This is a genomic window from Nitrososphaerota archaeon (assembly GCA_016872055.1).
Classification (GTDB): domain Archaea; phylum Thermoproteota; class Nitrososphaeria; order Nitrososphaerales; family Nitrosopumilaceae; genus Nitrosotenuis.
This window is the reverse complement of record VHBH01000001.1, coordinates 45,993-57,814: the sequence shown is the minus strand read 5'-3', so window position 1 is coordinate 57,814 and position 11,822 is coordinate 45,993. Positions and strand designations below refer to the sequence as shown.

Sequence of the window (11,822 nt, the reverse complement as noted above, 5' to 3'; positions counted from 1 at the left end):
ATCATTCTAGCATCTTTAGAGTATCTGACGCTGTTATAATCCCAATAATTTTACCTGTCTTGGTAACCAAAATACACTTGGAATATCGAATCAGTGGGACTAGCGCTCTAGCCGGAGTCTGATGGTCTACAATGGGTGGTCGTGCCTCCATAACATCTGCTAACCTGATTTTTTTCCAGGATGACTCGTCACTGTCTGCCAGATGTTTAACCACCCCGTCTTCGCTAATTGCACCTACTGGTTCACCATTACTGAAAATTGGAATTTGACTAATTGACATGCTTCTCATTTTATGTATGGCATCATGAAGCGAGTCAGTTGGTTTTAACTTGACAATTTCTTTACTGCAAATATCTCCAGCTTTGTTTGGATCTGCTCTACCCTCAAGTGTAGCCAGACTGTCAAAGATTCTCTTTGCAGTTTCATAGCTAGGCTGGCTTCGACCAGATTCTATCTGGTTTATCATTGATGTGCTTACTCCGGTCATTTTAGCAAGTTCTTTTTGGGTTATGCCGATCTTTGTTCTTGCCTGCTTTATGCTGTCGATTCTTGGAAGCATGATCCTGTGATACATAGTAATCCTATGAAGTTTGCTGCATCAATTCATATTCACAATAACAAAATAGGATCTGATGGGCCTTTTCGGCGGAATTAGCAAAAAATATCCTAATTGTAAAACTACAGAAGATTGGTTTTACAAGGGTAATTCCTTTGCATCCTGTGGTAACTATGAAGAGGCAATTCAATGCTTTGATGAGGCAATCAAAGTGGACATGAAGAACTCTCAGGCTTGGAACAACAAGGGATTTGCACTAGATGAATCTGGCAAAACAAAGAAGGCAATTCCATGTTATGATGTGGCACTCAAAATAAACCCAAAAAACGCCGATGCATGGTACAACAAGGGCACTGCAGTTGGGAAATCTGGTAAATTTGAAGAATCCATCAAATGCTTTGATGAGGCAATTAAACTAAACAGGAATAATTCCTTGGCATGGAATGGAAAGGGCTTTGCATTAGGCAAGACAAAAAACCTAGATGAATCCATTGAATGCTTTGACGAGGCAATCAAGATAAACCCAAACTATTTTGATGCCTGGTACAACAAAGGCTTTGCACTAAAGATCCTAGGAAGAACAGAGGAATCTGACAAGTGTTTTGAGCGCGCAACTGCCCTAAAGCAGAGACAATTGAAAAAGTGAGGATATCTCAAAATCCGAATTTAATTCACTAGACGAATTCCAATTGATTTGCTGATGTCGGATCATAATATGCCGAAAAAAGGAGCATAGTCAGCAAAAGAAACACTACCAAAAACTCTGACCAGAAAATTCTTTTTGTTACTGTATATCAGAGATGGGCAGTAGAAGACGATACTGATGTGTTGTTTAGCAAAATAGTATTGCTGGAAAAACCGCTCACTCTTGGGCGGCTGTCACGTAAGATAGTATCACTAGGTTAACGTCTGGATTTTTTCTTTGCTTTTTTGACTTTGGCTACCTTTCTTCGTGCCTTTTTTTTGGAAGGTGCCGAATTTTGTTGTATTCTTGACTGAGCAGCTGCTACTATTGCAATTGGGATTCTGTGTGGTGACGCACTAACATAGGATACTCCGGAATTATGGAAGAATTTGATAGAGTTTGGATCACCACCATGCTCTCCGCAAACTCCTATTTCGATACCGGGCTTGACAGATTTTCCGTTTGCGATTGCTATTTTGACTAGGCTGCCGACACCGTTTACATCAACTGTTTGGAATGGGTTGCGCTCTAGGACTTCTTTTTCTATGTATTCTGGGAGGAATTTTCCTTCGGCGTCTTCTCTTGAGAAGCTAAACACTGCTTGGGTTAGGTCGTTTGTACCAAAACTGAAAAACTCGGCAGTATTCGCTAATTCATGTGATGTAAGACACCCTCGGACTACCTCTAGCATTGTTCCAAAGTTTATCTTTAGTTTTAGGCCATGTTTTGACTCTACTTCGGATTTTACTTTATCATAAATGGATTTGATGTGATTTAGCTCCGCTACACTTCCTACCTGCGGGATCATTATTTGTGGGAATGTGTTTGCCTTTTGCTTTGCAAGTTCGGTAGCTGCCTCAAACACTGCCCTAATTTGCATCTCGTAGATTTCTGGATATGTGATACCAACACGGACACCACGATGACCCATCATTGGGTTTATCTCTGCAAGCTCTTTTGCTCTAGCCAAAACTATCATGGTTTCTTCTAGGTCTGGAGATCCGACTTGTTTTTCCATCTTGTGGATTTTGTTGATTAATTCTTCTGGGTTTGGTAGGAATTCATGTAATGGTGGGTCGAGCAGTCGTATTGTGACTTTGTAGCCTTCCATTGCTTTTAGAATCTGGATAAAGTCGCTTTTCTGCAGCTCTTGTAATTTTTCCAAGTGCTGCTTTCGTTCTTCGACTGACTTTGCCATGATTAGCTTGACAAATAATCCTAGTCTGTCGGCTGCATTGAACATGCGCTCTGTTCTGCACAGACCTATTCCTTGGGCACCATATTTTCTTGCCAGTTGGGCGCCGTCAGGTGTATCTGCATTTGCTCTGATGCCAATTGATTTTGTTTTTTGTGCCCACTCTAGAATAGTTCTGAAATCATCAGTTATTTTTGGCTCTATTGTTGGTACATCGCCCAAATAGACGTCGCCTTGTGAACCATCAATTGTTATTGCATCTCCTTCACGTATTGTAACATTTCCGACGCTCGCTAGTTTTGCATCTTGGGAGATTTTCATGTCAGCGCATCCTACAATGCATGGTTTACCCATTCCCCTTGCAACTACTGCTGCATGGGATGTCTTGCCCCCACGACTAGTCAAAATTCCAACTGATGCAAAAAATGCCGGAACGTCTTCTGGCTTTGTCTCCTCTCGTACTAGAATTACCTTTGTACCGTTCTCACCCATTGCAACTGCTCGCTTTACATCAAATACAGCAATTCCGCTTGCCGCACCTGGAGATGCCGCAATTCCTCGAACTGCTTTTTGGAATTGCTTTGCCTTTTCCAAGTCGATTGTCTTGTGTAGTAATTGTTCAAGCTGGTCTGCATTTAGTCTAGTTAATGCTCGTTCTTTATTGATGAGTTTTTCTTTTACCATGTCTACTGAAGTTTTGATCATGCTCTGAGCGTTCATCTTTGCAGAACGGGTCTGAAGTAAGTAGAATTTTCCCTGTTCTATTGTAAACTCGATGTCTTGTGGCTCTTTGTAGTGTTTTTCTAGATTTTTGCAGGTCTTCAATAATAATTCATAGCTTTTTGGCATTTCTAATTTCATTTCATCAACAGGTTTTGGAGTCCTCACGCCGGCAACTACGTCTTCACCTTGTGCATTGACTAGATAATCGCCAAAGATGTGGTTTGTTCCATCACCTGGGTTTCTGGTAAAGACTACCCCTGTTGCGCAATCATTACCCATGTTTCCAAATGCCATGGCAACTACATTGACCGCGGTGCCATCTGCGATGTCTTTTGTTATGTGGTTTTTCTCTCTGTATACTACTGCGCGCTCACCCATCCAGCTGTTAAAGACTGCCATTACTGCTAATCGTAATTGCTCGTCTGGGTTTGACGGGAATGGCTTTCCGGTATGATCTTGACAAATCTGCTTGTACTGTGATACGACGATTCTTAGTGATTGTTCGTTAAGGTCGCTGTCTATTGTCACCTCTTGTTTTTTCTTGGCCTCCTCTAGGACATGGTCAAATTTTTTGTCGTTAACCCCAAAGACTACTTTGCCAAACAACTGGATGAATCGGCGATAAGAGTCCAATGCAAATCTTGGATTGTTTGTCTTTTTGGATAGTGCCTCTACCGTGACATCATTTAGCCCTAGGTTTAGAATAGTATCCATCATTCCTGGCATTGAAAGTGCTGCACCTGAACGTACCGATACCAATAATGGATTTTCTGATGAATTCCATTTCTTTTTTGTAATCTTTTCTAGCTTGGTAATGTTCTTTTTTACCTGGTCCCATAATTCCTTTGGAACGGTCTTGTTGTTTTGATAGTATAATTTGCAAACATCGGTTGTAATGGTAAATCCCTGTGGTACTGGTAGCTTGAGCTGTGTCATCTCGCATAGACCGGCACCCTTGCCACCTAGGAGTTTTTTGTTCTTGCCGTCTCCCTCATCAAAAAAGTAAACCATTTTCATTATTTTATCACGGTTTTTTCTATCGATTTGAAGGGGTTTTAAGCATTGCCTTGGCAAACTCCTCTACGATCGCACTCCAGTTTTTTGCCTTGACAATACCGCTTGCCACAAGTATGCCTGAAGAGCCAAGCTCGATTGCCTTTCTTACATCTTGACCTGAAACAATCCCTGCGCCACAAAGCAGCTTGGTAGAGTTCTTTGCATTGTTTACTGCTTGAACTGACTTGGTTATTAGCTCAGGCTGCTCTGTTGATACTGCTTTGCCTGATCCAATCAGCTCTGGTGGCTCTATTGCAATATAGTCTGGATTTAGCTTGGCATACCTTGCAGCCTCTTTTGCATCCTGAACACAAACTACCGAGACTAGTCCTAACTCACGAAATCGATTAACTAACTCTTCAATGTTTTTTGGCGGAATTCTGTGCTCAGAGTGGTTTATCAGAGAACCTGCTATCTTGGATTTTTTTAAAAGCTCAGGTATGACAAAGCCCGTGGTGTTACCCACTTTGACATTATCGGTATGCTGGGCAAGGATTGGGCCTGAATATTTTACTCCTAAAAGATGATGCGGAGGGGCGATTGCTATTTTGACCTTGAACTTTTTTGAAATTTTATCTGCAACTGATGCAAGTTTGGCCGATTTCACGCCTGCAATTTCATCATAGTTTTTGTAATTGATGATAAACAAGATCTTTGTGTTGTTGGCTTGCTGAGCTATTTATTGTTTTTAGGACTATAATTCTACTGGAATGACCACTTCCAAATTAATGTGCGCAAAGTAAAGCTGCTGCCTACCATCTCATCCGAGTTTGTAAACAGTAAACTGTTATTGATAATAATTCGTCTGGCTCTGATGCAATGCAAAGCTTTGCAGATTAAAATGATAATGACACCATACAATTACTTGATAGTCTATCTGCTTTTGATTTGTTTTGACGCTATCCATTATGATTTCTTTGACAAGTGCGCTTGCAGTGATATGACCCGATCGCAATAAATTTCAATGAAGCCTTGCTGAAAAACTAAGATCCACAGTTACCAAGCTACTCTACAGGAAAAGTAAATTTGCATGATAGTCTTGGGTTCTAAGATTTGGTTGCTAGTGTAGGTCAGAATCAGACCTTTTTTGCCCATTTCTTTGGTTTTTTCTTGAAAATTCGCCTGCATCCATTGCAGCAAAAAAAGTATTTTTTTCCATTATGTTCGTATGAAACCGCTAGGGATTCATCCATTTCAATTCCGCAGACAGGATCTACTGGCACAAAGTATCGCCAATTATTTTCTATTTATACATTAAGTGATCTGTAACATTATTGATTTTAGATCATCTGTTGTTTTTGCAAGCATTATTCCAGAGCGAAACTTGGCACCATGTCGTAGGCCTTTGGTAAATCGCATTGCCTGTTGTCTGATATTTGTAAATTTGATTTTATATTGTGTTGCATAATCCAAATACTTGCAAAACATCTCTGTCCTGTTTTTTTGAGAATATTCGGTGTATGTTCCAGTCTTGAGATAATCATTGATCTGCTCGAACAAAAATGGATTTCCCATCGCACCTCGGCCTATCATGATATAATCACAGCCTGTCTCATCAATCATTTTTTTGGCAAGTTCTGGAGTTGTAATATCGCCGTTTCCGACAACTGGGATGTCTACTACTTGTTTTAGTTCTTTGATTAAAGACCAATCTGATTCACCCGAATATCCCTGTTTTACTGTTCTAGCATGTAACGTTATCATCTGTACACCTGCGCTCTCTGCGACACATGCGATGTCCTTGAATACTAAATTGTCATCAACCCCAGCGCGCATTTTCAATGTGACTGGCTTGTCGGTTGATTTGACTAGTGTTTCTAGAATTTTCCGTGTCAGGCTGAGGTTTTGTAACAATGCCCCGCCAGCCATTTGTTGAGTGATATGCGGTGCTGGACATCCCATGTTATAATCAATGACGTCAAAATATGGCTCTACTATTTTGGCTGCTTTTTCCAGTGAAGCCAAGTCAGAGCCAAAAAGTTGTACTGCGAGAGGCCTCTCTTTGTATGAATACTCGATAAACTCGGAAATGTCTTGGTTTTGCGCCTGCAGCTGTTTTTCTTTGGCAATTATTGCATGGATGCTTGTGAGTTCAGTCACCACTAGACCTGCGCCCATTTCTTTACAAATCAGTCGTAATGCGGGATCGCTCACTCCGGCCATGGGTGCCAAAAAGGCACGACTAGAAAATTGGGGCAGCATGATTTTTGCCGTTTTGATTATTATATTAAATCAGCGAACTAATCCGTTTGACACCAACACACCAACAAAAATACATACAGATTTTGCAAAAATTGTTGATTAATCGTAATAGTGTAACATTTTGGTATTATGTTATTCAACAAAATGAAGATATTTTTTTGGAAATCAACTAAATTGATAATCTGATAGTTAAGCATCCTAATGAAAATAGATCAATATCTTGCGAATTCATCAATTCAATTAGAGCAAGTCGAGGACTGCTATTTGAAATACAGCAAACAATTCCTAAAATCTCTGGAAGTGTCGTGGGCCTCGGCGACAAAATAAAGAATTAACTGGTGAATTTCTTTAATACATCAGTAAATTCTGATTCTGACAAAGGAGGAATTTTCATTATCTGAAGGTTTTGGTCAACATGACTCTGGGTTTTTTGTCCTACTAGTGGCGCTAGAACTCCTGGAGTTGAGCGAACGAACTGGAGACATCTAAGCGACGACTGTGTAATATTTGCAAAATCTGGTACTGTTCCTGGAGCAAGCAATCTCCCCTGCATCAGAGGAACGCTGGTGAATACTCCAACACCAAGTGATGTTGCGGCATTTAGGAGAGATACGTCGGTGCCAGAGATCTGCTGTGACTTTAACATAAAGGCCTGGTCATAATACAAATTGTATGGCAGTTGGACGAACCTAAAACCGTGATTTTCCCCTCCAACCTTTTTTGCCAATTCAACAGTATCATACAATGACAAGTATTGTGGACTTTCTTTTGAGACCCTGTAGCATTCCCATGTTGCCATACCATAATATCGAATTTTTCCATCCACTCTCATTTTTTCATAAAATGCAAAGACATCCTGTAGATTTTGCAGGAACTGATGGCGAGGTATGTCTGGCTGACCTTCAACTGCATTGTGTAGATACATCAAGTCAATGCATTCCAAGCCCAAGTTCTTTAGACTCCGATTTAGCTGATCCTGCAAGTACGGTATTGTCATGCAGTGATATCCAGACGAAATGTCGTTTGCCTTGATTGTACCTGGCTTTGCGTACTCGCGCTGTATGTATGCCCAGAATTCTTCTTTGATGTCTGCATCATTTGTGACATAGCCATTTTTCGTGCTCACAAAAATCTCATCTCGTTCAACCTTGCCTTGTGAAATCAGGGATGCGATTGACTTTCCTACAGAACGTTCTGCCTTTTGCGCCCTATAATTAATGGCAGTGTCAATTATATTGATTCCAGCCAAGATTGATTTTTTGACTGCCTCTTCTACCATTGCGTCTGTTTGTGAATCTGGATTACCAAGGTATGTCCCGATTCCGACATTTGATAGGGTGAGGTTTTGAATTGTTTTGTAGTTTTGCGGAATCGTGCCAGGCCTAGTCGAGAATTTTTTTGTTCCCTCTGGAGTTGCAAAGCCTGGAATCATGTCAGAGTTTTTAATTTGTTGAATTTAACTGTTGGTTACAATGGCAATTATTATGCTAATTACAAACAATGTTCCGGTAAGTCTAGAGAACAAAACGGTTGCCTTCATCGTAAGAATAAATTCCTCCAAACCATCAATTGATTTTTTTATTTTTTTACTAGATTGTATTATCAATGGGATGGTGGTAAACACTATTGCGCTGTATATTGGCAACAGATCATAGGTGATTCCAAATAAGATTAGTCCATATGCTACACACGGGAAAACCAAATACAGATTCGCCGCACGCGATTTACCAAGTACGATAACCAAAGTCTTTCTTCCTTTTTGTTTGTCTGCATCATGATCTGGAAATGATGTGATAAACAAGACAAATGAAGATAGTGCCCCTGCAACAATTCCTGCCAAAATGTTTGCAGATAGGATTTGCTCAGTCTGGATAAACATCGTACCAAGGACAATCATGGTTCCTTTGATGCCAACAAAGATTTCACCTAGTCCAGAATCAACTATTTTTGTCGAATAAAAATAGATGGACAAGATAGCAAATCCCAGGATTACAGCAATAATCCAGCCATGAGCAATGACAAAATACGCGCCTGCAAGTGAACCCAAAACAAGGCAAATTATGCCTGCATAATATACGGTGGAAGGCTTTAACAAGCCTTCTGGAAGCACTCCAGTTCCTCCAGAAAACTTGGTTCGCTTTGTTATGGCGTCGATTCCTCGCCTATAATCTGAATATTCGTTAAGAAGATCAACGCTTGCATGCAACAACACTACACCACCCATTGTGATTGCAGCCGATGAGATATCTATCGATTTTGTCTGCCAAAATGATAACGCAAGACCAAGCGATACTGCAATTACTGATGCTAGGAGAAACTTTATTCTAATTACGCGGAACCAAACTGAAATGCTCATACAAGAGATTCGTCACTTACGCTTAATGGTTTTCGTCCCATAAAGCCAACATCTTTCTCATGCCAGAATTTTATCTCAGTTTCACCTTCCTTCCAGCACAGCCAAACATCCTCATCAAATCTTTTTGATGGAAAGTCCAGAAGTCCCTCCTCTATGCTTTTGAGCACCACGCCAGAATTTTCAAGATCTTCCACTGCGGCATAGAATTTTGTGACTGCCGAGTTTAGCTGTTTTTTCAGTGTGGTATAATCTCCTAAATTAAATGACATGCCAATCTGTGAGTTTAGTTGCTCCTCTATTTTTTTCACTTCGACTCGCTGTCTTTGTAGTGTTTTAAATTTTTGAATTACATTAGGCAATGCCGCATTTGCTTCTTGAATCGTAAAATAGGTGGGCAATATTTCCAATGCAAAATATCGTCATTAAAAGGATTGTTGTGGATTTCTCTGCAAATTTATTACCAATCATATTCCAACAAAAGGCATGAGCGAAGAGCAGCAACTCGAAGAGCTGATCAATCAAATCTTGGATGGGACACTTTCGGCAATACCGATCTATTTACAGGATATAGAGCAAAACAAGGCAGAACTGCACGTAGAAAACGTACGTGAATTTGTATTTGGAGTAATAATTGGCATGTCTCTAGGCATGGCAAGCGCGGCTATCGCTGCCATGAGAAACGGCATGCCCTCAGATGAGGACCAAATCAAGGTGCGCAACATAGTTTATTCTAAAATCCCACAAATCCGCGAGAGGATCTATAGTTGAATTTTTCACCCAAAGAAAAAAAATTCCTACAAACAATCGAAGAGGCAAGATTTGCAACCGTAAACGGAACAACTCCTCACGTCAAGCCAGTGTCATTTATTTTTCATGATGATTCATTTTATCTTGCAACAGACTATAAAACACGAACATACAAGAATGTTGCAAAAAACCCAAAGGCAGCAATATCGATTGACATCTACAAGCCAGGAGGACACAAGGCGGTTCTGGCACAAGGAAAAGTCAAAATCATAGAACATGGCCCAGAATTTAAAAAAATATATGAAAAATTTTTTAATAAATTTGAGTGGGTTCGACGTGAACCGTGGAAAGAGGACGAGGCTCCGTTTTTGAAGCTAATACCAACTACTGAGACCTCTTGGGGCCTATCATAAGATTTTTCAATCCCGATTATGAGATTGTATTATGGCAGACAAGATAAAGTGCTCACACATTTTGGTTGAAAAGCAAAGTCAAGCACTTGCCATACTAGAACGACTAAAAAAGGGAGAAAAATTCGCAGACTTGGCAAAAGAACTCTCGCTAGATACAGGATGTGGAAAGCGAGGGGGAGATCTTGGTTACTTTGGACGCGGAAGGATGGTAAAGCCATTTGAGGCAGCTGCATTTGCACTGGCGGTGGGTCAGATATCAGAACCCATAAAGACAGAGTTTGGCTACCATATAATCAAACGATTTGCCTAAAAGTATGCGTCAAGACCTGCAGGTGCGTTTTCTGACTGTTTCTGTAAGTCTTTTGTGAGTCGCTCGCCCATGGTTTGAGCTGATTTCATCTTTCGCTGCCCAACCCAGTAATATGTCTCGTCTATTGTCCCGTTGGCAATTAAGACTGTCAGATTTCCTGCGGATTTTCTTCCAGTTCGACCCTTTCTTTGCACAAATCTAATCGAGCTTGGAACATTATCAAAGAAGATAACATCATTTACCTCTGAAATATCAAGGCCTTCTTCGCCCACACGAGTTGCAATTAGTACCTGATATTTTCCGTCTCGGAATTTTTGCACCGTTTCTACCTGTTGTTTTTGTTTGAGGCCTGTCTCGCCAGCTTTACCAATTAAAAATCCGGCAGACACTCCAAGATCCACCAATTTGTCATGTATGATTTCCACAGAATCTCGGTAGCTTGTGAACACAATTGCGCGGCCTGACAAACCTTTGATAATTTCAGCAAGCTTGACAATTTTGCTGTGCTCTATTCCTTTTTCCTGTGCGTCCTTCGCATGTGCCAATGCACGAATAAAGTTAGAATCACTCTCAAAAAGATCTTTTATTCCTACTCCTTTTTTTTCTCGTGTTCTGTCACAGAATCTCAAAAATGACGTCACTCCATGAGATTCCAAAATATTCAGAGCATAGTGCAGTCGTATTGCAGTGAATAGTGGTTTTGCTGCTCGCCTGTTCTGTCGTAATACAAAATCTCTGGCTCTCAATAATTGCGACAATGAAACATTATCAGACAGCCGCAATCCACATTTTGTTAGTTCATGGTGCCGTACTTCCAAAGCTTTTCTCAGATAGAACTGGATTTCTTTCATTTCGTGAGGTAGGTCAACTTTGACCCAGTTTGTGTTTGTTTTCTGTATGTATGGAGCAACATCTGGACTGTCTTCTGTTTTTTGTGCAACACTTGCAATTCGCAATGTTGTGATAATTTCCGTTGCCTTGTCTTTTTCAGCAGGGAGAGTGGCAGTCATGCCCATAATACGCACATTTTTGCCCGCAAATCTATGCGCTATGCCCGAATAAGCATAATCTCCTACGGTGCGATGCGCCTCATCAAATATTACCAAAGAAAATTGGTCTAGTGATACTATTTCTCGGTCCAGATCATTTTTTGTAATCTCCGGCGTGGCACAAATGACAGAGTTTGCCCAAGATTTCTTTCGTTTTGTTATTGTATCTTCGCCTGTCAACAACCCGATGTCTTCCAGATTCAAATTATTTTTTAGAAATTCATAGTGCTGGTTTGTTAAAACTCTGGTTGGTGCCAAAAACAAAACTCCGCCAGTACCGCGAGATAGATAATCTGCTATTACTAGCAATGCTACTGTAGTTTTGCCAAGGCCCGTGGGCAATACGACCAAACAGTTCTCCAATTTTGCCTGATTTGCCAACGAGACCTGGTATTCGCGGGACTCGACTTGGTTTGGCTTGATGAATTTATGAGTAATGTATTCTGTCAATCAGCAGTAATTTTACGATCTTTGAATTTTATAGTTTCGAGTCACTAAATGCAATCCATAGGTTAATTCTGAATTAAACA

General features: G+C 40.5%; 13 protein-coding genes. 4 read left to right on the top strand and 9 right to left on the bottom strand.

The window, feature by feature from the left end; genetic code table 11:
• Position 1 precedes the first annotated feature (1 nt).
• Positions 2-559, bottom strand: coding sequence for a CBS domain-containing protein (locus tag FJ354_00345; protein MBM3905122.1), 558 nt, complete (start codon positions 557-559; stop codon positions 2-4).
• A 73-nt stretch (positions 560-632) separates the two neighbouring features.
• On the opposite strand from FJ354_00345, the gene FJ354_00340 reads away from it, so the two are divergent.
• Complete coding sequence (locus tag FJ354_00340) at positions 633-1,202, top strand: tetratricopeptide repeat protein (protein ID MBM3905121.1); 570 nt, start codon at positions 633-635, stop codon at positions 1,200-1,202.
• A 256-nt stretch (positions 1,203-1,458) separates the two neighbouring features.
• On the opposite strand, the gene FJ354_00335 is transcribed toward FJ354_00340, so the two are convergent.
• The 7 genes from FJ354_00335 to FJ354_00305 form a co-directional block, all read right to left on the bottom strand.
• On the bottom strand, positions 1,459-4,176 hold the full coding sequence (locus FJ354_00335) for a pyruvate, phosphate dikinase (GenBank protein MBM3905120.1): 2,718 nt from the start codon (positions 4,174-4,176) through the stop codon (positions 1,459-1,461).
• Positions 4,177-4,195: 19 nt separating this feature from the next.
• On the bottom strand, positions 4,196-4,864 hold the full coding sequence (gene tpiA / locus FJ354_00330; protein MBM3905119.1) for a triose-phosphate isomerase: 669 nt from the start codon (positions 4,862-4,864) through the stop codon (positions 4,196-4,198).
• A 427-nt stretch (positions 4,865-5,291) separates the two neighbouring features.
• Positions 5,292-5,438, bottom strand: a complete 147-nt coding sequence (locus FJ354_00325; GenBank protein ID MBM3905118.1) for a YHS domain-containing protein — start codon at positions 5,436-5,438, stop codon at positions 5,292-5,294.
• Positions 5,439-5,469: 31 nt separating this feature from the next.
• Entirely contained in the window at positions 5,470-6,417 is a 948-nt protein-coding gene (dusB, locus tag FJ354_00320; protein ID MBM3905117.1) for a tRNA dihydrouridine synthase DusB, read from the bottom strand.
• 331 nt (positions 6,418-6,748) lie between these two features.
• Positions 6,749-7,849: an aldo/keto reductase gene (locus FJ354_00315; GenBank protein MBM3905116.1), complete on the bottom strand. Its 1,101-nt coding sequence runs from the start codon at positions 7,847-7,849 to the stop codon at positions 6,749-6,751.
• A 24-nt stretch (positions 7,850-7,873) separates the two neighbouring features.
• Positions 7,874-8,773, bottom strand: a complete 900-nt coding sequence (locus FJ354_00310; protein ID MBM3905115.1) for a prenyltransferase — start codon at positions 8,771-8,773, stop codon at positions 7,874-7,876.
• Positions 8,770-9,171: a DUF2203 family protein gene (locus FJ354_00305; protein MBM3905114.1), complete on the bottom strand. Its 402-nt coding sequence runs from the start codon at positions 9,169-9,171 to the stop codon at positions 8,770-8,772. The genes FJ354_00310 and FJ354_00305 overlap by 4 nt, the downstream gene beginning before the upstream one ends.
• 85 nt (positions 9,172-9,256) lie before the next feature.
• On the opposite strand from FJ354_00305, the gene FJ354_00300 reads away from it, so the two are divergent.
• The 3 genes from FJ354_00300 to FJ354_00290 are packed head-to-tail and all read left to right on the top strand — an operon-like array spanning position 9,257 to position 10,243.
• Complete coding sequence (locus tag FJ354_00300; protein MBM3905113.1) at positions 9,257-9,541, top strand: hypothetical protein; 285 nt, start codon at positions 9,257-9,259, stop codon at positions 9,539-9,541.
• Positions 9,538-9,933, top strand: a complete 396-nt coding sequence (locus FJ354_00295; GenBank protein MBM3905112.1) for a pyridoxamine 5'-phosphate oxidase family protein — start codon at positions 9,538-9,540, stop codon at positions 9,931-9,933. Before FJ354_00300 ends, FJ354_00295 begins: the two co-directional genes overlap by 4 nt.
• 31 nt (positions 9,934-9,964) lie before the next feature.
• Positions 9,965-10,243: a peptidylprolyl isomerase gene (locus FJ354_00290; protein ID MBM3905111.1), complete on the top strand. Its 279-nt coding sequence runs from the start codon at positions 9,965-9,967 to the stop codon at positions 10,241-10,243.
• Here FJ354_00290 and FJ354_00285 read toward each other — a convergent pair.
• Positions 10,240-11,742 carry a DEAD/DEAH box helicase gene (locus FJ354_00285; GenBank protein ID MBM3905110.1) on the bottom strand — a complete coding sequence of 501 codons (1,503 nt, stop codon included), beginning with the start codon at positions 11,740-11,742 and terminating at the stop codon, positions 10,240-10,242. The genes FJ354_00290 and FJ354_00285 overlap by 4 nt on opposite strands.
• Positions 11,743-11,822: the final 80 nt, after the last annotated feature.

What these genes read in the sequence shown, in the direction of transcription:
- dusB (MBM3905117.1), bottom strand. Translation starts at nt 6,417, where the DNA reads ATGCTGCCCCAATTTTCTAGTCGTGCCTTTTTGGCACCCATGGCCGGA.
- FJ354_00315 (MBM3905116.1), bottom strand. Translation starts at nt 7,849, where the DNA reads ATGATTCCAGGCTTTGCAACTCCAGAGGGAACAAAAAAATTCTCGACT.
- FJ354_00335 (MBM3905120.1), bottom strand. Translation starts at nt 4,176, where the DNA reads ATGAAAATGGTTTACTTTTTTGATGAGGGAGACGGCAAGAACAAAAAA.
- FJ354_00290 (MBM3905111.1), top strand. Translation starts at nt 9,965, where the DNA reads ATGGCAGACAAGATAAAGTGCTCACACATTTTGGTTGAAAAGCAAAGT.
- FJ354_00310 (MBM3905115.1), bottom strand. Translation starts at nt 8,773, where the DNA reads ATGAGCATTTCAGTTTGGTTCCGCGTAATTAGAATAAAGTTTCTCCTA.
- FJ354_00345 (MBM3905122.1), bottom strand. Translation starts at nt 559, where the DNA reads ATGCTTCCAAGAATCGACAGCATAAAGCAGGCAAGAACAAAGATCGGC.
- FJ354_00340 (MBM3905121.1), top strand. Translation starts at nt 633, where the DNA reads ATGGGCCTTTTCGGCGGAATTAGCAAAAAATATCCTAATTGTAAAACT.
- FJ354_00300 (MBM3905113.1), top strand. Translation starts at nt 9,257, where the DNA reads ATGAGCGAAGAGCAGCAACTCGAAGAGCTGATCAATCAAATCTTGGAT.